Genomic DNA, 21,839 nt, shown 5'->3' on the forward strand with positions numbered 1-21,839 from the left:
TCCGGATGTCTCGATTTTTAGGGGATTGGGGTAAACGCTGAAAGGGTACAAGAAAGCAGGGGAAGCGGCAATTTTCCTTTTCCCCTCGCTTACTTTATGACGGACTCCGTGCGCTGATTTTCGCCGACAATTTTTCCCGCGCTGTTTTCAATCGTAAACCGAATCGACACGTCGTCCTGGCCCACGGGCGTGGCCGTGACCGCTTTTACCATCGTTCCCGAGTCTGCTGCGATCGTCATCGTCGTCGTGCCATTTGCCAGCACCTTATCGCGCTGGGTGATGCGCCAGCTCAGAAGGCATTCGCGGCACGGTTTCCAGGTGTCGTTGATGGCCCACAGACGCACGGTCGCCGCCGCCCCGGATTGCCACTGCGCCGTGACGGGTTCAATGGACGGCAAAACAGGCTGGTAGGCGCGTTTTAAGGCGTAAAACCCGGCTTTAGGCTTACGCAGGTAGTCCACCACGCCCCAGTTGATGGAGGGCCAGGTTTCCACAAACATGAAGTGGAACAGGGCCGTCACCGGCTGGTAGCGCTGTCGACGGTAGCTCTCTGCCGCCGTGGCCACCAGCTGCGACTGGTACGCCTGAGTATTGCGGATCATCGCCTGAATGTTGTCCCCACGCGAAATACCGGCAAACTTAAAGGTCTGGAACGGCTGAAAATTATGGTATTTCCAGACGGTCCAGCCGGGATCGTCAGCGGCGGTCGTTTTGGGCCAGAGTGACGCCGCCGGGATGATGGTTTTTAGCGTCGATAAGCGGGGAAGCGCCTGCGCGCCGAACTCGGTGATGATCCCCGTTTTGGCCGGAGCAAGCAGGTCGCGTACGGTACCAAAGTACCAGCCCGCCCAGTAATGCTCCTCAACGGCGGAAAAGCGGTGCACGATGCGCGAGGTATCTTCGGCAAGCGTATCCGCCACCTTTTGCGTGAGCTCGCGATTCAGATCTTTATTCCAGTCCGGGAAGCGTTTTTCCATCCACGGCGAGTTCCACGGCGGTTCGTTATGCCCGCCCCAGACGATGATGGCGGGGGAATTGCCGAACTGTTCGATCATCTCCCGCGTCTGTCGAACCGCATTTTCCGTGAAAGCCGCACTGTTGTTGTAGCCCCACTGCAGCGGAACATCCTGCCAGATCATCATGCCCATCTCATCGGCCACGTCATACAACGCACGTCCGGCAACGTGTCCGTGCACGCGTATGGCGTTGGCGTTCATGGCTTCCACCAGACGAAGATCGCGACGGTATTTTTCTCGCGTCATGGTGCTGAGCCAGGGGGAACCGATGTAATTACTGCCCTTAATGAAAAGGCGTTTGTCGTTAATGAGCCAGCCCTTATTGTCGGGCTGCTCGACGATCTTGCGCAGCCCTGTTCGGGTGACCGCCGTATCCATCAGGCCGTTTTCATCCCGCAATGTCACGCGAATGGTATACAGGTGGGGTTTTCCGGTACCGACGGGCCACCACAGTTTTGCCTTCGGCATGGGCAGCGTCAGCTGCACGGAATGGGCGCCGCTTTCGAGGGTAACCGGAAAGTCAGCCTGATAGCGCCTGCCGCTGAAGTTAGCGGGCGTGGCGGTGAGCCGCACGGTCGCCGTGCCCTGACCGAGCGCGCGATAGCGAATGTCTGCTTTCAGCGCGGGGTGCATCAGCCCCTGTGACCAGTCTGGCCGCAGGATGGTCTCATCAAGGGTGGCGCCCCGGCTAAGATGCAGCCTCACCGGCGCCCAGATGCCGCCCGAGTTGGCGTCCTGTCCTTGCGGCGACCAGGCCCCGCCGGGACGCGTGTCATGCTGGTTAAGGATCCCCTTCATGACCGTTTTATGCAGCGGCCAGATCTTATTGGGATCTTCGTAAGGGCTGTCCACCCTGACCACCAGTCGGTTGTGACGTTGTAACGCTTGACCGGCATCCAGCGAAAAGCGCTGAAAATAGCCCTCATGCTGGCCGAGCGGCTGGCCGTTCAGGGTGACCTCGGCCAGGTAGTCGACGCCGTCAAACACCAGAGTGCTCATTACGTCGGGCGGCTGCACGGGCAGGGAAAACGCGTGCTTGTACCACAGCGCGCCCTGGTGATCGTACCCGGCGCTGTACCAGTTGGCGGGGACCTGAAGCGGGCGCCAGCCTGATGCGGCAGGATGCGCGCTATCATTGGCGTCCTGAACCTGCCATTCTCCGGCCAGAGACCAGCTGACCGGCGCAGCGTTCGCCACCGTATGGGTGGTCAACAGGGCAACGAGCAGCGCGCAGTTGCGAGTCATCATGCGTTTACCCCGCGCGCGTTGAGCCACGCCATCAGGCGCAGCGATTCCTTTTGAAGCTGCTGGTTTAGCGCCGCAAGCTGTTGCCCCTCCAGCGTGTGCGCCTCGCTCTCCAGCGCCTGCAGCTGACGGGCGAGTCGCCCGAAATCCAGCGTGACGGCTTCTCCTCGCAGCTTGTGGGCCGCGCGGCGCAGCGCTTCACGATCGTCGATGTCGATAGCCAGGGTAATGGCCTTCATGGCCTCCTCCAGCCCTTCGCCAAACAGGGCCAGCAGCTCCTGAACCAGAGCAGGGTCGTCAGCACACTGCTTCAGCAGACGTGCTTCATCAGGGAAGGCGGAAGGGTCATCGTGGCGCGGGAGCACGCGAGCCATCTCCTCAGCGAGACGCTCCTGGCTGATGGGTTTGGCAATGTAGCCGTCGAACCCCATCTGAAGACAGCGCTCTTTATCCCCCTGCATGGCGTGTGCCGTCATGGCGACGGTGGGCTGCGCCGGTCCGGGCCGGGCGCGTTCTTCTTCACGCAGCAGGCGAATGGCGGTTTCACCGTCCATCTCTGGCATCTGAAGATCGATCAGCAAAACGTCCCACACGCCCGCGCGCCAGCGTTCCAGCAGTGCGACGCCATTATCGACGATCTGACAGGTGTGTCCGAGCCGCTCAAGCAGGCGCGCGGCGACCTTCTGGTTGACCAGATTATCTTCCGCAAGCAGGACCCTGAGCCCGGCTGTGTCCGGCACGACGGTGGGCGCGGGCGCGCTTTCACTCACCGTCTTTGGCGCACGTTCAAACGCCGCGGCAATCGCCTGATGCAATTCATTCTGGGCGATAGGTTTATGCAGGTAGTTCTGGATACCGATCCGCTTCAGCATATTGATATCAAAATGTCGGCTCATGGAGCTCAGCATGATGATATGGCTCTCAGCAACCTGCGGCAGCACCGAAAGTTCGAGAGCCAGCGACACGCCGTCCATATCCGGCATCTGCGCGTCCAGCAGGATCAGGGGCCATGCCGTTCCGGTTTTAACCCGGTTGATGGCCTCGCTGGCGTTATTAACGCAGGTGGGTTTCAGCCCCATCTGGCTAAGCATGGCGGCCAATAGCCGCAGGTTGGTCGCGTTATCGTCAACCACCAGCACGGGTTCCCCGTTAAAGCGATGGCTATGCCGGCGTTCCTCCGGGCCAGGCGCCTGGGTCGCAAGCGGTAGCACGAAGGAAAATTCGCTGCCTTTCCCCGGCTCGCTGGAGACCGTTAATTCGCCGCCCATCGCCGCGACCAGTCGCGCAGAGATGGTTAGCCCGAGCCCCGTACCACCATAGCGTCGGGTGGTTGAGTTATCCGCCTGGCTGAAGGCTTCAAAGATGGCTTTCTGCTTATCTGCCGGTATGCCAATGCCGCTGTCGCACACCCGGAAACGCCATCGATCCGCGCTATCCGCGGGCTCAACAATCAGGATAACTTCCCCCTGATGGGTAAACTTCAGCGCGTTACCCAGCAGATTGGTCAGGATCTGGCGTAGCCGCGCGCCGTCGACCAGCAGCACGTCGGGAACGTCGGGCGCAATATCGACCAGCAGCTCAATGCCTTTTTCGCTCGCCCCCGGCATGTGGGGGCGAATAAGCGACTGAATGAAGGGGCGGACCGGGACGGGCTCCGCCTCCAGCTCCACTTTGCCGGCTTCAATCCGGGAAAAGTCGAGAATGTCGTTGATGATATGCAGCAGAGACTGGGCAGAACTCATCACCAGCGTCAGGTAATCGCGCTGATCGGCACTGAGAGAGGTATCGAGGCACAGCTGGGTCATGCCGATAATCCCGTTCATGGGGGTGCGAATTTCATGGCTCATATTCGCCAGGAACGCGCTTTTTGCCTCATTGGCTTTTTGTGCCTCAATGGCCGAGGCGAACGCCTGAATTTCAGCCTCCTTGCGGCGCGTAATATCCTGCAGCGTGCCAATCACGCGCTCGGCGTTTCCCTCAATGGAGAGCGTGACCACCTGGCCGGAGAGCAGCATCCAGCGCAGACCTTCGGTAGGGTGATGCACGCGAATTTCGCATTCAAAGACCGGACGATGATCCTGCTTCGACGCGTGCAGCGCCTTGCGCAGCGCAGCGCGGTCGTTCTCGTGGACCTGATTGAGCAGAAAACGCACCGGATATCGCCACTGGGTGCGCGACTGGCCCAGCATGGCAAGCAGGGTATCGTTGACCTGGAGCGTGTCGCCAGACACCTGCCAGTCCCAGATCCCGATATGGATGGATTCTGCCGTCAGCAGAAAATCGTCATGCAGCTGATGACGCGCCCGCTGCGCTTCATCCAGCTCCGTGACATCGCTGTGCAGGCTGACAATGCCGCCGTCCGCAAGGCGCTGGTGCTGGACGAAGATCCGCCGCTGGCCTGCCTGCCGCACTTCGCAGTGTTTATCCTGCCGACAGTTGCGCACGATCGACTCGCGCAGCGTCTGGCGAAGGCCTGGGTCGACGTTGTAAACGGCGTCGATAAAGCGTTCCGCCAGCGACTCCAGCGTTGTGCCCACCTTCAGCCATGGGGTAATGACCGGATAAAAAAGGGCCACGTTGTGATTCCAGGCCTGCAGGCGTTCCTCGGCGTCATAAATCATGACGGCGGCCGGCAGCGCGTTAAGATCGTACGTGAATGCGCTCATCGTGATCCTCCTACGCGCGGTAGTGCAGTTCTGCCTGTCGGCGCAGGTATTCCAGCCCGGGCGCGATCGCCATGGCCCAGGCCGTCAGGATCTCATCGTCGCACTGCGGATCGCGCAGGCTCACGGTGTTCAACATCGCTTCGCGCCACAGGGCGAAAAAACGCGGGGGCAGGTGGAGACCGTCGTCACTTTGCTCCCGCGCCAGGCGCTCGAGAAAATCAGGCACGATTAACGCGCCGTCTACCGCAAGCATGGCGAAGAAACTCTTAAACAGAGTCTGCTGACCCTCGCTATCCGGCAGGCGAGAAAAATGCTGCTCCGTCTCGGGTGACATATGGACGAAGGCGTCATAAAACGTCTGAAAAAACGCCGTTTTATCATTATCCGGAAAGACGCGGTTCAGACTGGATTCAAACAGATCGCGGTAAAATTTCACGGCGTCCTCCTTACGGCGTTTTCGCCCGGTAGACAGTGCCCGACGGGCGTATAGTCATCTGCCACACGGCGCGTAAAGTAGCTCTCTTTTTTAGCCCGGCGGGCGTCAAACAGGGGGCCCGCGTTGTGTTTGAAGAACAGGGCTTCCAGCACCGTGGCATTGGTGGAAAGGGTGAGCGCAGCGTTAGTATCGCCCGTGGCTTCCTGGCGGCCTTCGTACCAGCCTTTTTGCGGATCGTTAAGATGCTTTGTCACCGCCATCAGCACGTCGGTGTACGGGGTGTCCCACAGGGCCCACAGGGCAAAGACCGCCTTGGTCGACACCTGCGCGAAACGGGTGTAGTCCCGGCCATCGTCGCCGACAGAGTTCCAGGCATAGCCATTTCCCCAGACCGTATCCTGGATATGCCAGGGTGCCTGCGGGAGCGAGAAATCTGCCCTGGCCGTCAGGATCTTATCGGTCTCCCAGCGGGTCTTTTGGCTCAGCCAGACGTTTTCGGCCTGCTTGCGCAGGTGCTTTTGCCGATCGGCCGCAACGCCTTCGGGCTCCCAGCCAAACTCCAGGCCCGGCAGCATATAGGGAAGGGTGGTGATCAGGGAGGGCTGCCACGTGGTGCGCGGATCCCGGGCATCGACGGCCAGGCGCCGCTGGGCGATGATGACGTGGTGCGCCGGGGGCGTAAACGCTTTCTCCGGGGAAAATCCCCACAGCTGAAACGCCGTTGCGGCATATTCGCTCTCGCCCAGGCGCAGCTCCTCGCGTACCACCGGCTGGCCGTTTTGCAGGGAAGATGACCACAGTTCGCCTTCGCCGTCGATGACCGGACAGAAATTCCAGCGCAGGATGATTTTATCGAGGTATTCGCTGTACTGCGGTTCCCGCTCTGCAGTGAGGCGCAGGGCGAGCATCAGACGCGCTATATCGCGCACGGACCAGCCATTTTTAACCGGCTTGCCGCTAAAGTCGATCGGCGTCGCCGTCTGGCTGGAATAGAGTCGACCGGGCGTCCGGGCCTCGGTCAGCATCAGGCGGTTGAGGGTGCCCATCAGCCGCGTCAGGCGAGCGTCATACTCGGCCTCCTCAATCAGCCCCAGCTCTTTGGCCGCCAGCAGGGCGATAAGCGTATCGCCCATTTGCCAGAGCGTGACGCGGGGCTGTTTGTCGCTGCCGTTGACCAGCCCGGTTTGCGGCTGGGTATTATTGACGAAATAGCGCCAGGCGATCGCCGCCCACGTCTGCTCTTCCGGCGTCAGGGCGGCAATACGCGCGCTGGAGTGCCAGCCGCCACTGATGAGCCAGCGCCAGCCTGCGCCCTGATGGGCAAACAGCGCAAAGACGATCGCGCCTGCAAGGAGTAATCCCGCAAGACCTCTGGCTATGGTTTTAAGCATTGCGCAGTCACCGGAGGCAGTTTAACGGGCTCGTCCACGCTGCATGACGCGCACTGACAGGCCTGGCAGGCGGGTTTGGTGCGCTGCGTGACGCCGGTCCGGTCGCACCAGCTTTTTACGGCCGGGGTGCTGGCAAGGAACGGGCGGCTGCGCAGCGCGTTGTTCTCTTCAAACTGATCGAGCAGCTTTTGATCCCACAGCGACGGGGCAAAATCCTTGCTCTTCGGGTTGTCGGTGTTGAAGGCCAGCAGTTTTCCCTCTTTTTTGAACAACAGGGCCTCCAGCATGATGCCGTTATTGTTCGCGGTGAACTCTTTGATCGGGCCGTCGCCGTTTTCATACAGCCCTTCGTAGTAGCCTTTTCCCTCTTCGTTGGCATTCTCAATGGTGTTCAGCAGGCGGTCGGTATAGGGGGAGTTCCACAGCACCCACATGCCCAGCGCCGCCTTCAGCGAAATCGCGGCAGCGTTAGGGACGAACTGGCCTTTATCGGTAATGGTGTTCCAGTTGTACCCGTCGCTGAAGACGGTGTCATAGACGAAGTAAGGGGCCTTATCGAGCTGGTGCTCGGAGCGCGCGGTCAGGACGCCGGTAATGGTATAGCGGTTCTCCTGAGCCTGATAAACGCGGTCGGCAAAGTTTTTCATCCACGTCAGAGAGTAGTCGCGCGGGGCGTTATCCCGGTCGGTCGGTTTATCAAAGCCGAACTCCAGCCCGTAGAGCAGGTAGGATTCCGTCACCACGTAGTTATGCTGCGACGTGTTGCGCGGGTCGCGCGTATCGTACGGGACCAGCACGCAGTAGATCTCGGCCAGCTCGTAAGGCTGCGGACGGCTGGCTTTGCAGGTATTAAACCCCCACAGCTGGAAACCGGCCGCGCCGTACTCTTCATAGCCCAGTCGACCTTCCTGAACGTACTTCGGCTGGCCGTTCTCCAGATAGGCCCCGTACAGCGTGCCGCAGGGGTCGATCGCGTGGCTGAAATCCCAGCCGAGCACCACGTTATCAATGCTGTTGCCGTATTCCGGGTAACGCTCCTTGATGATTTTCAGCCAGACCAGCATTCGCCCGATATCCAGCGCCGAGAAGCCAATTTCGCCGGGCTTGTTGGTGTAGTCCACCTTCTGACCGCTGATGGTGTTATAGGCCTTGTTGGGCAGCTCGTTGCGGAACAGTACCAGGGTGTTTAACGTGGCGAGAAACTTCAGCATCCGGCGGTCAAATTCCGCTTTATCAATGATCCCCAGCTCGCGCGCCGCCGTCAGGGCGGCCAGATAGGAGGCGCTGTCCCACATGGTGGTGGAGGGATATTTGTTGACCGCATTCACCAGGCCCGTCGTGGGCTGATAGTTGGTGACGAAATACTGCCAGGCGTTTTTGGCGATGGTCATCTCCCGGGCCGTCAGCTCGCCGCTGCGCGGGGAGTAACCTGATGCAGGCAGCTCGGTGTCCGCACGCACGGTCGATAGCGCCAGCCAGCAGATCGTTATTCCCGTGAGCAGGTGGAAAAGGATCGGGGATCGTGGCTTCATGGCGTTGCTCCTGCTGAGGGGGATGTGTAGAGGCAGGCCAGACAGAGCATCTGGCCATGCGCGATGTAAGACAGACTTTCCAGCACAATGGCATTGGTATCGGCGTCCACGACGGTATTGACGCTGTTGTTGAGATTTAACCCGCGCTGCCAGCCTTTACCCGGCACCTGAAGCGGCAGAACCTGCTGGCGCAGCGCTTCGCTCCAGCTGTTGCGGAACAGGGCATACCAGGCAAACGCGGTGCGGGTGGAGGTCATCGCCACTTTCTCTGGCACCTCGTCGCGCAGGTTGCGCGCCTGAACCGGCTGCCTGTCCGGCAGATCGTTGACGTAATCCGGCGCCGGTTCGGCATAATCCGTGCTGACCGGCGGTTTTGGGCTGCGCAGGCTATGGCGCCGCTGCTGGATCTGCATAATCCGCCACGCGATTTCAGCGCTCTGCGTATCAAAGCCCAGCTCAAGACCGGTTAACAGATAGGGGAGACTGATCAGGGAGGTTTGCTTGCCCCATGGCGTGCGTAGCCCTTCATCCGGCACCATCACGCCATCCAGATCGATCATCTTTTGCCCTTCAGGCGGGTTGGTCACCGCGAGGCCTGCCGCGCTGTCAATCAGGCGCAGCGTATGGCTGGCATAGAGACGGTAGCCAAAGCTGTCCCGCTGTTCGTCATCAGTCAGCGTCCAGTGGTGGAGCGGCACAGCAGCCTGGCTTTGGGTGTTATTTTCAATCAGCGCCGCGGTGCGCCACACGCTCAACAAATCGCGGATGGCCGCCGCGTGCTGGGGATAGCGCCACAGCAGGGTCTGTAATGCCGTCAGCAGCCGGCTCAGACCGATTGCGGAGGCGTCAGGTTTGCCCAGGATCTTGAGCGTGTCCGCATGGTAATAGGCGGCGGGGAGACCTTTGTCATTGAGCGGCAGTTGCCCCAGCGTGAACACGGCGGTGCTGACCCTCTCGTCAAACTCATCGGTGGAAATGATATTGAGCTGATCTGCGGCAGCGGTCGCAAAGAGGTAGCTTCCCACGCTCCAGAGGCTCAGCCAGGGTTCACCGTCGCTGGCGTTCGCCAGGCCGTTTGGCTGGGTATTATTCACGTAGTATTGCCAGGCGACCCGCGCCCAGATGGCTTCGTCATAGGTCAGCGCCCGTTTTGTGGGCAGCGGCGGGAAGTCTTTACTGAGCGCGATGCCGCCGCTGCTTTCCACGCGCGTGGGCATCTGTTTCTCCACCCAGACCACAATGGCAAAGCCGATCAGGAAGCCGAGCAAAATGGTGAGGTAGCTGCGCGCGGGCAGCAGGGCATCACGTATCCTCATTGAGTGACCTCGTCCTCTTCAGCGGGCGTCCACATGGCCGCGAAAATAAGCGGCAGCATGGCGGCGATGTTCACCCCTCCCCAGAAAATATTGATGACGTAGCCGGAGGGATCGTCCACCTGCCCACGCGCCACCTGAATACCGCCCCAGATAAGCCCTGCGAGGGTCAGCACCACGATGGCAATCTGCGGCTTCACCAGGTAGAGAAAACGGCCCGTCTGCCGCTCTTTTGGCGTGACGTGAAATTTGATCTGCTCGCCCCGCAGCACCGTATTGAGCGCGCGCAGGTTCATGGAAAAGAAGGAAAGGTATGAGGCCCTGCCGTCCCAGGCCGAGATCCCCCAGGTGCCGAACATAAACGCCAGTTCAGAGAAGATAAAAAAGGGGAGAAAGTGGAGATAGAACGGCGTCGACCAGGCGGACACCGGCGGAATGCCGGTAAACAGATAGATAATGGGCGAAATCAAAAACACCGTGTTCCACACGCAGGCCATGTATGACCAGAAGGTGGTGGCATACATCAGCGTCTGGGGCAGAGAGAGCCTGAAGCGGCGACGGCTGAAGATGTTGTCATGAAACAAAATATCCAGCGAACCGGCGGCGTACTTAAAGCGCTGGATCATCCAGGTGAGCATATCCTGCGGAGAGAGCATCTTCGACTCAACCCGCGGATGCATAACCGAGCGCCAGCGCCGTGCGGCGTCACCGTGCAGCAGCACCGAGGTGTAAATATCTTCCGAGACGTGGAATTTGTAGGGGGTAAGCTCGGTGTCAAACGCCACGTGCGGACGCATTGCATTCTGCAGCGCGTCCCGGGTCTCCTCATCGCGAATGTCGCGCGTATGACGATGGATCTCCTCTTCGACGGACCAGACATAGCTTCTTAGCGCGGCCTGCATGACCGCCTCGCGACGGTGAATGGACGCTGCACCGCAGCAGAAAGCCGCGTTCGCCCAGTTGCGCCGCCGCAGGATCACGTCATAGAACATGCGCGGATCGTTAAAAAACGGGTCGCGGCCAATCGTGATCGGGCCAACACACTTTTGAATCAGCCAGCCCAGACCGTAGCCCACTTTTCCGGCTTTTCGCTGGCCCCAGCGCGACAGGTTTTCTCCTTCCGGAAGATCGAAGAACCACTGCGGCGTCTGTACCCAGGCCACGTCTGGATCGCGAAAATAGCCCAGCGTATGGCTGAGCAGGGTGGGAAATACCCGGGTGTCGGCGTCGCAGATAACAATAAAATCGCCGTCGGTTTGCTCAAGGCCGTTGCGCAGGTTGCCGGCCTTAAAGCCGATGTTGGTCTGGCGAGTGATATAGTTAACTCCTTCCTCTTCGCAAACGGCTTTCATCTCCGGGCGGCGGCCGTCATCAAGCACGTGGATGCGGTAGTCAATCGGGAACGGGTACGCCATCTTCAGGGCGTCGCGAATGGACAGCCTGACCAGCTCGGTGTCTTCCGAGTAGGTGGCAATGAACAGATCCACCTTGACGGGACGGGGCTCTACGGCCTCCTCAGGCGACAGGCATTCGTTAATTTCGCCGGGCGGCGGACTCTGAGGAGGATCCTGTTCTTTCCACAAATTGATGGTAAACAGCACGGTGCCAATCCACGCCAGGGTTTCGGCGAGGACCAGCGGAATGGCGTACCACAATGCGTCAGTATTCAGGGAGGCGGTCCAGCGCCAGTAAATATAATTGGCACCCAGAATAAGCGCCGCGACCGCTAACACCTGCCAGGTGAACATGACCCAGCGCGGTGTTGTTAACGGTTCCGGAGGACGACGATGTTCAAAACGGGAAAAATAAAAATCCATAGTTCCGGCGTTCCTGATTCCGTGAAAATGCAGACCCATTCTGCTGCGCAGACAGTTGCCCAAAAGCGAAAGAAAATAGCGATTAAACAAGATTTAAGATAAGTGTAGAACGCCGAATAAAAGTGTCCAGCCACGTTTTTATTAATATTTAGCGGTGGTTAATTCAGCTTAAATTCTGCTTAATGATGTTTCATCGGCCTTCGATAAATTGCGGTTACTATTCCTTTAGGCTATCTACTTTATTTAGACCTTAAATTTCGTTTTCAGGCAAAGGACACCCTATGAGCCATGTTGCGCCGTCGGTAGCGCAAGAAGATGACGCTAAATCAACAGCATGGCGGTATGCCGTTGCAGGTGCCAGGGACCTGAGAATCGACTTTATGCGCGGCATTGCCCTCGTCATGATGGTCGTGGCGCATACGGAGGTGATGTCGGTATTTAATATATTCTCCTGGGAGCGTTTTGGGTTAACAACCGGTGCAGAAGGTTTTGTTATTCTCTCGGGGTTTATGCTTGGCATGCTGAACCGCGCGCGTCTGCAAAAAGTGGTTTTGCTCACGGTTTCCTGGGGGCTTTATCTTAGGGCATGGAAAATATATCGTGTAAATATCATTATCATAGTGTCGTTTATTCTTCTGGCCTATATCCCACATATTAACATTTTCGAGGTCACCCATTTTACCGACCGTTTTTCGGGTGAAAGCTGGTCGCTTTATCCGGTTACGCCGCAAATAAAAGAGACCTGGTTCAACATTATCCTCTATTTGCAGATTGGCCCTCATCAGACGCAAATTCTGGGGCTGTATATCTTTTTACTGCTACTCAGCCCGCTATTTTTGGGGATGCTGCAGAAAGGAAAAGTCTGGTGGCTGCTGGGGCTGTCGCTGCTGGTGTACAGCCTGTGGCAGCGCTGGCCGCTTCGGCTGACGCCGTCGGAATTCGAATTTGCCTTCCCGCTGCTCGCCTGGCAGTTCATCTTTGTGCTGGGCATGGCCAGCGGCTGGTATAAAGCCGAACTGCTCTCTTTCGCCCGGACGCCTCCGGGGAAAGGGGTGGTAGTGGCGCTGGTCATGGTGTCGCTGGTGCTGGGATTTGTCGCCCAGAACCATACCAACCCGTTTATGCCGCCCGCGCTGCTGATGCACGTCATCCCGCTTGACAGCTTCAATTCGTTTTATCACACCTGGGCGGCGAAGAACGGGCTGGGCCCGGTGAGGGTGTTAAACGATATCGCCCTGATGGTCACCGTCTACCTGGTGCTGACGTATTGCTGGACGCCGCTCAATCGCCTGCTGGGATGGTTCCTGATCCCGCTCGGCCAGCACTCGCTTTATACCTTTATTTTGCATGTGTACGTGGTGCTGCTGGTGAGCCAGTTCATCACCTTCGACTTATGGCGACATGCCTGGATAGAGAACACGTTAGTGCATGCGGCGGCACTGGGTATTTTGTGGCTGATGGCAAAATACGACGTCGGCGCACGCTGGATACCTAACTAAGGATGGCGGTTATGCGCGAAAAATGGCTTCTGGCGGGCGTGCTGCTCGCCGCGATCCCCGCCGCAGAGGCGGCGAAAAGCAGTGAAAATGAATCCCTGCGCGATAAGAACGGTGAACCTGTTCAGGCTGGCGTCTTTACCAGCCGCTGGGGGCGCCTGTTCTCGGGTAACGACAAGAAATTCTCAGGTGCGCTGAGCTTTAGCTCGGGACTGAAAGAGCAGTGGATGAGCATTCCTAACAGTTCAGACACCGCCACGGAAAAGAAAAAGATTAACCAGACGCTGAATCTCAGCCTTCAGTATTCCCCCTACAGCTTCTGGTTTGCCAACATTACGTCCCGACTGCCGGTCAGAGACACCAGCCGCTACACCGCCGATTTTCGCTACAGCTTCGGCTACGATGACTGGCACGCCAACACCGTCAGTCTGGTTTACAGCAACTACGGCGATAACCATTTCTGGACATCGGGCAGCCGACGACACACCTATTTCGAACAGGGCGCCTTCACGCTGGCCTACAAGTTTTCGCTACCGAAACCGGTCGAAAACACGCTCCTGATTAATAAAGGGGATTCCATCATTTGCCAGGTCGGGTACAGCTGGGTGCCGCGCTACTACGACCTCAGCAGCGATGACATCCGCAAAAATAAAAACGTCATGCTCGGCGGCTGCGGCTACACCTTCAAACAACATTTCTTCGTTCGCGCGACGGCATTCTGGTTCCCGGACAGCAGCCAGCAGCAGCCCTGGAACGGCGATTACAGCTACAGCTTCGGTTATGCCGGCTATACGCCGGGTTCGTTCTCCATCCAGTACGCGAACTATGCGGGAACGCGCTATCCGGGGCACGGCAACGGGAATGCAAAATTCAGGGAAGGGACCGTGAGCCTCATCTGGTTCTTACCGCTTTAGGAGGGATGTATGTCGGCGCTGCACGTGTTAATCGTTGAAGATTCGCTGATTTATCGTCGGTTACTCTCCCGAATGCTCACCCAGTGGGGGTATATCGTGAGCGAGGCTGAAAATGGCGTCGCCGCGCTGGAAATACTGTCCAGCCAGCCGATCAGCATGGTGATAAGCGACTGGGACATGCCGGAAATGGACGGACTCACGCTCTGTCAGACCATCCGCAACCGTCAGTTTGGCCACTACGTCTATGTCATTCTGCTCACGGCACGCGAAAATGCCGGGGATTTAACGCAGGGCTTTGATGCCGGAGCCGATGATTTTTTAAGCAAGCCGGTCGAGCAGGATGAACTGCGGGCACGTCTGCACGCCGGGGTCCGTATTTTAACGCTGGAAGCGACCCTCGCGGCGCACAACAAGCGCCTGAGTGAAGCGTTGCACCAGATTGAACAGGATCTTGAACTCGCGGCGCGCGTTCAGCACTCCGTGCTGCCTTCGCACCGCTTACGCTTTGGGAACTACTTTTCCGACTGGCTTTTCATGCCGTCTGCGTGGGTCTCAGGCGATGTGTTCAATATTTTTCCACTCGATTCTCACATTGGGTTCTATTGCGTGGATGTGTCCGGTCACGGCGTGGGGGCCGCGATGATGTCCCTCGCGGTGGCGCGTCAGTTCTTACATGGCCGGGTGGTAGACCGTTTTTTGTTTACCGATCGGGGCGGCATTCAGTCGCCTGCGGAGGTGATCGGAATCCTGAACAGCCGCTTTTGCAGTGAAGAGAGCGACATTACCAGCTATTTCACCATTATCTACGGGGTGATCGATCCCGAGAGCGGACGAGGGGTGTTGTGTCAGGCCGGGCATCCTACTCCCGTCATTGTGAACGCAGACAGCGCCGTCACGTCCGTGGGCAATGGCGGCCCGCCGGTCGGGCTGATGCCTGACCTCAGCTGGGAGGACGTCGCGTTTACCCTCAATCCGGGGGATCGCTTATGCTTATTCAGTGACGGTATTACGGAGTGTGAGAACGTCAGCGGCGAGCAGTTTGGCCCGCAGCGTCTCGAACGCTGGCTTCATGACCATGCGCGACTTCCGGTTGACCAGCTCCTGGCGCGGTTCGGTGACCACCTGACCGGCTGGCGCAATGCAAATCGTGATGAACCGACCGCCTTAACCGATGACGTTTCACTGCTCGTGATCGAGCGTCAGGGAGAACAGAATGATTATTAACACTGAACGACTACCGCATGCCAACATTCTCACGCCCGCAGTCCGGCGGCTGGATGCCTCCGTTGCCGCGACGTTTAAAGCGTCCGTGACGGAAGAAATTGGCGACGATCGCAAGGCTTTGATTGTCGACTTCAGCAAAGTGGATTTTATCGACAGCAGCGGGCTGGGAATGCTGGTGTCGTTGTTTAAGCTGATGAACGGGAAAGGCGACATGGCGCTGTGCTCCCTGAACCCCGGGATCATGAACATGTTCACCCTGACCCGCATGGACCGCATATTCCGCATCTATCCGGACAAAAGCAGCGCGCTTGCGCATCTGGGGCAGTAGATGCAGACGCCGGTGCAGGCAGAATTTCCGGCGGTGCTCGGTTCCCTGACGCCGCTGGCCGGCTGGCTGGAAGCGCGGCTGAGCGCGCTTCCCGTAGATGATGAGTGGCGTTTCGCGCTCGATCTCGCCGTCTGTGAGGTGGCGACGAATATCATCCGGCACGCGCTGCATGAGGATGCCTCACGCACATTCAGCGTACGCTTCGATATCCGCGACAGCGACGTCTGCATTGTTTTTACCGACGCGGGCGACGCGTTCCCGCTGGCGCGGCTTGAGGCCGCCAGGCGAGACCGTTTTTGTGAAATCTCGCCGCTGCTGGAGAGCGGTAGGGGGCTGATGCTCATTTTGCTGAGCGTCGATCGTTTCTCGGTGGAGCGAGCGGCGGGTGAAAATATTGCCACGCTTGAAAAGAAAATCAGCGTATGACCTGCGGGCCATACGCGCGTGATTTTATTTCTTATCGGCAAACAACTCCGGTGCCCACGGACGTGGATCCACTTCCATAAACGGCGCGCGTTCGAAGCGATCCTTCAGCGCCCACGGCACCGTGCAGTCGAAGATCGTCTTGCAGGAAATGCCGTTGCCGCGAATCGAGGTGCTGTAATCCGGCGACTGGGACGGATCCAGCTGGTGGCCGCGGATCCCAGGAATATTGGTGATGCTGACATCGCCCTGCATGCGGGTGGTCATCGCCCACAGGATGTCGTCGCTGTCGAAAATATCCACGTCTTCGTCGACCAGAATAATGTTCTTCAGCTCCGAATAGGTGGCTAAGGCGATAAGCGCCGCCTGGCCCTGACGTCCTTCGTCTGACGGCTGGCGTTTTTTCACCTGCAGTATCCCGAGGAACTTGCCGCCGCCTGCGGTATGGGCATAGACGTTTTGCAGGAAGCCCGGAATAGCCTCCTCAACGGCATTGCGGATGCTGGCCTCGGTCGGCAGTCCGGCCAGCGTGGTATGTTCTTCCCCCGGTCCCACCAGCGTTTGCAGGATCGCGTGGTTTCGCATGGTCACGGCTTTCACTTTGATCACCGGCAGGGAGGGGTTCGCCTCGCCGCAGTAGCCCGGGAACTCCGGCATCGCGTGGCCGGTGTTGGTGTGCTGATCCTCTCTCACGCGCACGCCCGGCAGCAGTTCACCTTCGATGATGATCTCCGCCCGCGCGATGGCTTTCTCTTTGACCGCCACGCCCTGTACCAGCTCAACCGGCTGCTGGCGCAGCGCCCCGGCGACGCCCAGCTCGTTGTAGCCAAACGGCGTGGTGGGGGCCTCAAAGCACGCGCCGATGTAGATGGCGGGGTCGAGACCCATGTTGATCGTCACCGGCAGCGGTTTTCCGGCATCCTCCGCCTTTTTGCGGAAGACTTCGATATGGCGCCCGGCGGCAAGGAACATGGAAAGCTCGTCGCGCTCCTGAACGCAGAGGCGGTGGATGGTGACATCCGTCAGCGAGCTGTCTTCCGGATCGCTTGCCAGCACCAGCCCCAGACAGAAGAACGGACCCGCATCAATCGGCGTGTTGGTTGGGGCCGGAAGCAGCTTGCGCAGGTCGAAGTCAGGATCGTCAGCGTAGAAGACCTGCTCCTGACAGGGAGCCTGCGAGGCCGGGACGACAACCGGCGCAACCGGCTTTTTGACTGCCTGGCCGACGTGTTTTGCCAGTTCAGAGGGCTCGCAGCCCAGAAGGAGCGCCGCGCGCTCGCGGCTGGCGTGCATGCCCACCAAGATGCGGGAGTGCGGATAGCCCTTAATGCTGTTGAACATCATGGCCGGGCCCGTGCGGGTTGGACGTTTGACCGTGCCACCCGCGCCAATATGGCGGTAGACGCCCGCCAGTTCCGCGTTGGGGTCGACCGGACGATCGGTTTCAATGTACTGCCCTTCGTGGCGCTGCAGTAAGGCGATGGCGCTGCGGAGATCGTTAATCTGGTTTTCCATATTTTCCTCCCTCGGTTGAATACCTCCATTTTTATGGCAATGACCAATAGCATCAATTGCATCATTACTGTTAAATTGATAAGTAAATTAATATCAATTTGGGAGGTCGTCTCGTGCAGTTTCGCCAGATGCGCCACTTCATCGTCGTGGCCGAAGAGCTCCATATGCACCGGGCCGCGGAGCGTCTGAACATGGCGCAGCCGGCGCTGAGTCAGCAGATAAAGGCCCTGGAAGAACGTTTAGGCGTCACGCTTTTCAGCCGGGCGAACCGCCGCTTGACCCTGACGCCCGCGGGCGAAGCATTTCTCGTGAAAGCCCGGCTTGCCATCTCGCTGACCGAACAGGCGGTGCTGGACGCCAGACAAACGGCACGGGGCGAGCAGGGTGTGTTAAACCTCGGGTGCGTGTCGAGCGCGATGTTTGACGGCAGGCTGCCCGCCGCGCTGCGCCAGATGCACAGCCGCTGGCCCGCCATTACCATGTCGCTGATGACGGGAAACGTGCAGACGCTCTACGCCGCCGTGCAGAGCAACCAGCTGGATGTGGCCATCATCCGCGCGCCGCTGCCGTCGCTGCCGGACGATCTGCAAAGCCGCCCGTTCGCCTCGGAGAAAACGGTGCTGGCGCTGTATCGTCAGCATCCGCTGGCCGGGTCCGCCGCGCTGACGCTTTCGTCGGTGAAAGACGAAAAATGGATCTCCCTGCGCGACCCGGAGGGAATGGGGCTGGAGCAGTACTTCTATGACGCCTGCAGCGGGGCGGGCTTTCAGCCGGACGTGGTGCAAAACGCGACCGACGTGCCCACGGTCATCAGCCTGGTTTCGGCAGGGTTTGGGCTGGCGCTGCTTCCCGCGTCGGCAACGGCGGTGAGCGTTGAGAACGTCGTCTACGTGGACATCCTTGACCGGCTGCGGGAGAGCGAACTCACCCTGGTTTGCCACCGGATTATTCGTTCAGAAGTGCTAAAAAAGTTTCTGGTTACGCTCGATCACACCTGACGTCCTGCTGCCCGCAGGAGCTGCTCGCGCAGCCAGGCGTTCGCCGGATCCTGGCTGTTTTTCGGGTGCCAGTACATGTTGATGGTAATGGGCTGGAGCGGCAGCGGTGGTGCAAAGAGATCCAGCGTGCTGGCGAACTGCTTCAGCATCCGTTCCGGCAGGGTGTACACCAGGTCGGTACCGGCAACCAGCGCAGGCGCCATAGCGTAGCTCTGGGTGGACATGGCAACGTGTCGCTGACAGCCCAGCCCGGCGAGGGTTTGGTCGACAAATCCGGTAAACGGATCGCCCGCCGACGACACCACCAGATGGGAAAGCGCGCAGTAGACCTCCAGATCTAACGCACCCGTTCCGCGCGGATGGCCTTTTCGCTGGGCGGTGGCAAACGCGTCGTCGAGGAGTTTGCGCCTTACCCACCCGTCATGGGCGCCCGCGCTTACGCCGATGTAGAGATCCACATCGCCGTTCTCCAGCTGCTGCGGCAGTTCGGCCATCTCGGGCAGGGCGAAGCGCAGGCGAATACCGGGAGCATCGGCACCCACCTGGTTAAGCAGCGCGGTGCCGAGCATCAGCGCCGGGTTTTCATGCAGCGCGATAACAAAGGTCCGGCTGCTGGTTTGCGCATCAAACGCGGTGGGCGCAAACATCGCGCTGATGCCGCGCAGCACGCCTGTCACCTGCGGCCTGAGCGCTTCCGCGCGCGGCGTGGGTAACACCCCGCGTCCATGCGGGGAGGGAATAAATAGCGGTTCGCCAAACAGCGTGCGCAGACGCGCGAGACGTGCGGACAACGCGGGCTGGCTGATGCCCAGCCGCGCGGCCGCATGGGTGATGTTCCTGTCCTGAAGCAGGGCGTCCAGCGTCAGGAGCAGGTCTATGTCCATGTCAGATATCCGCGTCATCTTATTTCGCGCTGCTGGCGTCCCGGTTGGTATAGGTCACAGGGACCCAGGCATAGCCGCCTTTCTCGCCTTTCGTCACATAGCCGATGCCCGGGAAAGGCAGATGGGGCGCGGCAATGAGGTCTTTATTTTTCACAAAGTCAGCGAACGCATGCTCGCGTACGCTTGCCGCTTTGTTCTCATCTTCATCGTAGGTGATGGTCACCGCAGGCTGCGGGAACTGGACCGCCGCGGCGTGAATGATGTCGCCGACAAAGGTGATCTTCTCGCCTTTGCTTGTCAGGGTGTAGAAGGCTGAACCCGGCGTGTGTCCGGGATGAACCGTGCCGGTAAGCCCCGGAAGAATCTCCGATGTGCCGCTAAACGGCACCACTTTCCCCGCGTCAAGATAGGGTTTTAAGGTCTTCTGCGCGACGTCGAAGTAGTTCTTGCCGTAGCCGGTTTTCTTCTGATTGTCGTCGTTAAAGAAAAAGTCGATGTCCGGTTTGCCAACGAAAACGCGCGCGTTGCTGAACACTACCTTGCCGTCTTTCACCAGGCCGCCCGCATGATCGGAGTGGGCGTGGGTCAGCAGGACTTCAGTGATGTCCTCGGGTTTTATTCCCTGCGTGGCGAGGCTCTCAACCAGACGTCCGCCGGTATCAGGACCAAAGAGCTGGCCCGAGCCGGTATCCACCAGGATTTTATGTCCGGGTATCGCAATCAGAAAAGCGTTGATGGAGACCTCAGCCGGGTTGGTCTGAAAGTTTTTCGCGAGCAGCGCATCAATGTTTTGCGGCGTTGTCCGGCGCAGCAGCTTGTGCAGATCCTGCGCGACGGTCCCGTCGGTAAACGAGGTGACAAGCACGTCGCCGACCTGCACGCTGTAACCGCCCGCCGGTTGTTTAACGACGTGCTGCGGCGTTTCTGCAGAGGCCTGGAGCGCAGGGTAGAAAAGCAGAGAGCTGGAAATCAGCGTGGAAAGAGCAAGTTTTTTCACGGTAAGCATACGAGTCTCCTTTGAAAGTGCTCATCTTACTGCTCCGTAAAATTATAAGAACCTGCCCAGAAATGATAGGACCTATAAACGGGATGGATAGGAAACCGAAGGGCCGGGAAGGCGCGCGATAGCTTTCCCGGCCCGTAAGACATTATTTTTTCAGCGGCGCGTTCCAGCTGTCCGGCGTGGCTTTGGACCATGAGCCATAAGCGGCATTAGGCAGCACAATCCAGTCGTTGCCGAAGTGTTCCGCGCTGGCCTCAACCAGTTCACGCTGCTGCTCGCTCGGCTTTTTGTTTTTAAACTGCACGGCGAAATCCGGCAGGCTGTCGCCGAACAGCATCACGATCTGCTGCTTTTTGAGGATGCTCTGACGGCGCTCTTCCTTGCTGACCGTATCCAGCAGCACGCTTTCGTCAGATACCTGCGGCAGGCCGAGAGCGTTTAACGTCTTCAGCGTGTCGGCTTTGTTTTCCTGCATACGATCCGAGACATAGTAGATGCGGACCTTACTTTGATTCACGTGGTCAAGAAACGCTTTCGCCCCCGGAATTAAGCCGGGTTTTCCCTGTTTTTCCCAGTCGCTCCAGGTGTCCCATTTCGTATAGTCGTGACACTGCTCCATGTCGCGCACCAGCAGAGGGGTGTTATCCAGTACCGTTTCATCCAGGTCCATTACCACGGCGTAATTTTCGGGCGTTTTCAGATCCTTTAACTTTTCGTTAAAACGCTCGGTGGCAAACCGATAGGTTTGCAGCTGAAGGGCCATAATCTCTGCCGATTTCTGCTGATAGCGCAGCGCCATTTCGTACGCTTTCGGTTCACACAGGTCGTGCTCCGCGGCCGTCGCCGCTGCCGCTGCACTCAAAACCGGTAATGCCAGCAGTAATGCCTTAGCCATTGAATTCACACTTCTTTCCTCAACACCGTGGTTAAAATCCCGAAAGCGTAATGAAATTCAGTGACAGAAATATGACCGTGATGTGGCAATGTGTTTCCGCTAGACCAGCATGTAATACCAGAACAGAGCGACCTCGTCTTTTTCCGGTAGGGCGTTGTAGAGATAACGATCGTATCCGCCCAGGGTAAATCCGTAGTGACGATAAAACAGGCAGGCAGAGACGTTCACATTTTGTGTTTCAAGCCGTAATCCCGGCGCGTTTACGCTGCGGGCCCACACGTGCGCGGCGGCCATTAATTTATGCGCAGCGCCGGTTCTGCGTTTGGAGCGCTCAACGGCAATATAATCCACTGAAATAAATTTATTCCAGCCGACTGACGCGGTAATAAATCCGGCTATTTCACCGTCGTCCGTTTCCGCGACAAGAAATATGGCGTCCGGATTAACGCAGTGATTTTCAAGCGTTTGAATGTCGAGTTCGTAGGTTTTTATCCACGGCTCTGCCACGGCTTCAATATGCAAATCACAGTGGATAAACGGCTCCCGGGCAATGTGGCTAATGGTGAAAGAAAAGTCACAGCATTCAAGGCGTGCGAAGTCGGTATTGAGTCCTTTTCGAATCTGCATAGTGTTCCCGTTAGTGAGTTATTTCATAAAGAATAGACGAAGCGGTTAAATCCGCTGAGCTCACGCACTTTTAATCCTGAACTAAGCTTGTACTTCGTTCCGCGTAAAATGTGGGT

Annotated in this window: 18 protein-coding genes; 6 read left to right on the forward strand and 12 right to left on the reverse strand. The window is 58.5% G+C overall.

Annotation, left to right across the window (positions count from 1 at the left end; translation table 11 throughout):
• Positions 1-89: 89 nt before the first annotated feature.
• The 7 genes from ACOTXF_RS10320 to ACOTXF_RS10350 are packed head-to-tail and all read right to left on the reverse strand — an operon-like array spanning position 90 to position 11,416.
• On the reverse strand, positions 90-2,264 hold the full coding sequence (locus tag ACOTXF_RS10320; RefSeq protein WP_150319486.1) for a glycoside hydrolase family 2 protein: 2,175 nt from the start codon (positions 2,262-2,264) through the stop codon (positions 90-92).
• Positions 2,261-4,927 carry a hybrid sensor histidine kinase/response regulator gene (locus ACOTXF_RS10325; protein ID WP_234115242.1) on the reverse strand — a complete coding sequence of 889 codons (2,667 nt, stop codon included), beginning with the start codon at positions 4,925-4,927 and terminating at the stop codon, positions 2,261-2,263. Before ACOTXF_RS10325 ends, ACOTXF_RS10320 begins: the two co-directional genes overlap by 4 nt.
• 10 nt (positions 4,928-4,937) lie before the next feature.
• Positions 4,938-5,363 (reverse strand): globin, encoded by a 426-nt coding sequence (locus ACOTXF_RS10330; protein WP_008501676.1) that lies wholly within the window; start codon positions 5,361-5,363, stop codon positions 4,938-4,940.
• Positions 5,360-6,754, reverse strand: a complete 1,395-nt coding sequence (locus ACOTXF_RS10335; RefSeq protein ID WP_232926905.1) for a DUF3131 domain-containing protein — start codon at positions 6,752-6,754, stop codon at positions 5,360-5,362. Before ACOTXF_RS10335 ends, ACOTXF_RS10330 begins: the two co-directional genes overlap by 4 nt.
• A complete protein-coding gene (locus ACOTXF_RS10340; RefSeq protein WP_032651878.1) occupies positions 6,739-8,286 on the reverse strand; it encodes a DUF3131 domain-containing protein in 1,548 nt (515 codons plus the stop codon). Before ACOTXF_RS10340 ends, ACOTXF_RS10335 begins: the two co-directional genes overlap by 16 nt.
• A complete protein-coding gene (locus tag ACOTXF_RS10345; RefSeq protein WP_234115243.1) occupies positions 8,283-9,602 on the reverse strand; it encodes a DUF3131 domain-containing protein in 1,320 nt (439 codons plus the stop codon). The genes ACOTXF_RS10340 and ACOTXF_RS10345 overlap by 4 nt, the downstream gene beginning before the upstream one ends.
• Positions 9,599-11,416: a glycosyltransferase family 2 protein gene (locus ACOTXF_RS10350; RefSeq protein ID WP_021240158.1), complete on the reverse strand. Its 1,818-nt coding sequence runs from the start codon at positions 11,414-11,416 to the stop codon at positions 9,599-9,601. Before ACOTXF_RS10350 ends, ACOTXF_RS10345 begins: the two co-directional genes overlap by 4 nt.
• A gap of 281 nt (positions 11,417-11,697) precedes the next feature.
• On the opposite strand from ACOTXF_RS10350, the gene opgC reads away from it, so the two are divergent.
• The 5 genes from opgC to ACOTXF_RS10375 are packed head-to-tail and all read left to right on the forward strand — an operon-like array spanning position 11,698 to position 15,804.
• Entirely contained in the window at positions 11,698-12,915 is a 1,218-nt protein-coding gene (opgC, locus tag ACOTXF_RS10355) for an OpgC domain-containing protein (RefSeq protein ID WP_232926902.1), read from the forward strand.
• 11 nt (positions 12,916-12,926) lie between these two features.
• A complete protein-coding gene (locus ACOTXF_RS10360) occupies positions 12,927-13,826 on the forward strand; it encodes a hypothetical protein (RefSeq protein WP_008501670.1) in 900 nt (299 codons plus the stop codon).
• Positions 13,827-13,835: 9 nt separating this feature from the next.
• Positions 13,836-15,050: a PP2C family protein-serine/threonine phosphatase gene (locus ACOTXF_RS10365; RefSeq protein ID WP_048963016.1), complete on the forward strand. Its 1,215-nt coding sequence runs from the start codon at positions 13,836-13,838 to the stop codon at positions 15,048-15,050.
• Positions 15,040-15,378, forward strand: a complete 339-nt coding sequence (locus ACOTXF_RS10370) for an STAS domain-containing protein (protein ID WP_232926900.1) — start codon at positions 15,040-15,042, stop codon at positions 15,376-15,378. The genes ACOTXF_RS10365 and ACOTXF_RS10370 overlap by 11 nt, the downstream gene beginning before the upstream one ends.
• Complete coding sequence (locus tag ACOTXF_RS10375; RefSeq protein ID WP_021240154.1) at positions 15,379-15,804, forward strand: ATP-binding protein; 426 nt, start codon at positions 15,379-15,381, stop codon at positions 15,802-15,804.
• Between the two features lie 24 nt (positions 15,805-15,828).
• On the opposite strand, the gene ACOTXF_RS10380 is transcribed toward ACOTXF_RS10375, so the two are convergent.
• Complete coding sequence (locus ACOTXF_RS10380; protein WP_048963014.1) at positions 15,829-17,316, reverse strand: UbiD family decarboxylase; 1,488 nt, start codon at positions 17,314-17,316, stop codon at positions 15,829-15,831.
• Between the two features lie 113 nt (positions 17,317-17,429).
• On the opposite strand from ACOTXF_RS10380, the gene ACOTXF_RS10385 reads away from it, so the two are divergent.
• A complete protein-coding gene (locus tag ACOTXF_RS10385; RefSeq protein WP_048963013.1) occupies positions 17,430-18,314 on the forward strand; it encodes a LysR substrate-binding domain-containing protein in 885 nt (294 codons plus the stop codon).
• Here the strand turns inward: ACOTXF_RS10385 and ACOTXF_RS10390 are convergent.
• The 4 genes from ACOTXF_RS10390 to ACOTXF_RS10405 form a co-directional block, all read right to left on the reverse strand.
• On the reverse strand, positions 18,305-19,216 hold the full coding sequence (locus tag ACOTXF_RS10390) for a LysR family transcriptional regulator (protein ID WP_232926898.1): 912 nt from the start codon (positions 19,214-19,216) through the stop codon (positions 18,305-18,307). The genes ACOTXF_RS10385 and ACOTXF_RS10390 overlap by 10 nt on opposite strands.
• 1 nt (position 19,217) lies before the next feature.
• Entirely contained in the window at positions 19,218-20,204 is a 987-nt protein-coding gene (locus ACOTXF_RS10395; protein WP_008501663.1) for an MBL fold metallo-hydrolase, read from the reverse strand.
• A gap of 142 nt (positions 20,205-20,346) precedes the next feature.
• A complete protein-coding gene (locus ACOTXF_RS10400; RefSeq protein ID WP_198921528.1) occupies positions 20,347-21,096 on the reverse strand; it encodes a 5'-nucleotidase, lipoprotein e(P4) family in 750 nt (249 codons plus the stop codon).
• A gap of 99 nt (positions 21,097-21,195) precedes the next feature.
• A complete protein-coding gene (locus ACOTXF_RS10405; protein ID WP_021240150.1) occupies positions 21,196-21,723 on the reverse strand; it encodes a GNAT family N-acetyltransferase in 528 nt (175 codons plus the stop codon).
• Positions 21,724-21,839 lie beyond the last annotated feature (116 nt).

Source organism: Enterobacter cloacae complex sp. IR53041 (genome assembly GCF_049238285.1).
GTDB classification, from domain to species: domain Bacteria; phylum Pseudomonadota; class Gammaproteobacteria; order Enterobacterales; family Enterobacteriaceae; genus Enterobacter; species Enterobacter roggenkampii.

What these genes read in the sequence shown, in the direction of transcription:
- ACOTXF_RS10320 (WP_150319486.1), bottom strand. Translation starts at nt 2,264, where the DNA reads ATGATGACTCGCAACTGCGCGCTGCTCGTTGCCCTGTTGACCACCCAT.
- ACOTXF_RS10325 (WP_234115242.1), bottom strand. Translation starts at nt 4,927, where the DNA reads ATGAGCGCATTCACGTACGATCTTAACGCGCTGCCGGCCGCCGTCATG.
- ACOTXF_RS10335 (WP_232926905.1), bottom strand. Translation starts at nt 6,754, where the DNA reads ATGCTTAAAACCATAGCCAGAGGTCTTGCGGGATTACTCCTTGCAGGC.
- ACOTXF_RS10340 (WP_032651878.1), bottom strand. Translation starts at nt 8,286, where the DNA reads ATGAAGCCACGATCCCCGATCCTTTTCCACCTGCTCACGGGAATAACG.
- ACOTXF_RS10345 (WP_234115243.1), bottom strand. Translation starts at nt 9,602, where the DNA reads ATGAGGATACGTGATGCCCTGCTGCCCGCGCGCAGCTACCTCACCATT.
- ACOTXF_RS10350 (WP_021240158.1), bottom strand. Translation starts at nt 11,416, where the DNA reads ATGGATTTTTATTTTTCCCGTTTTGAACATCGTCGTCCTCCGGAACCG.
- opgC (WP_232926902.1), top strand. Translation starts at nt 11,698, where the DNA reads ATGAGCCATGTTGCGCCGTCGGTAGCGCAAGAAGATGACGCTAAATCA.
- ACOTXF_RS10360 (WP_008501670.1), top strand. Translation starts at nt 12,927, where the DNA reads ATGCGCGAAAAATGGCTTCTGGCGGGCGTGCTGCTCGCCGCGATCCCC.
- ACOTXF_RS10365 (WP_048963016.1), top strand. Translation starts at nt 13,836, where the DNA reads ATGTCGGCGCTGCACGTGTTAATCGTTGAAGATTCGCTGATTTATCGT.
- ACOTXF_RS10370 (WP_232926900.1), top strand. Translation starts at nt 15,040, where the DNA reads ATGATTATTAACACTGAACGACTACCGCATGCCAACATTCTCACGCCC.
- ACOTXF_RS10375 (WP_021240154.1), top strand. Translation starts at nt 15,379, where the DNA reads ATGCAGACGCCGGTGCAGGCAGAATTTCCGGCGGTGCTCGGTTCCCTG.
- ACOTXF_RS10380 (WP_048963014.1), bottom strand. Translation starts at nt 17,316, where the DNA reads ATGGAAAACCAGATTAACGATCTCCGCAGCGCCATCGCCTTACTGCAG.
- ACOTXF_RS10390 (WP_232926898.1), bottom strand. Translation starts at nt 19,216, where the DNA reads ATGACGCGGATATCTGACATGGACATAGACCTGCTCCTGACGCTGGAC.
- ACOTXF_RS10395 (WP_008501663.1), bottom strand. Translation starts at nt 20,204, where the DNA reads ATGCTTACCGTGAAAAAACTTGCTCTTTCCACGCTGATTTCCAGCTCT.
- ACOTXF_RS10400 (WP_198921528.1), bottom strand. Translation starts at nt 21,096, where the DNA reads ATGGCTAAGGCATTACTGCTGGCATTACCGGTTTTGAGTGCAGCGGCA.
- ACOTXF_RS10405 (WP_021240150.1), bottom strand. Translation starts at nt 21,723, where the DNA reads ATGCAGATTCGAAAAGGACTCAATACCGACTTCGCACGCCTTGAATGC.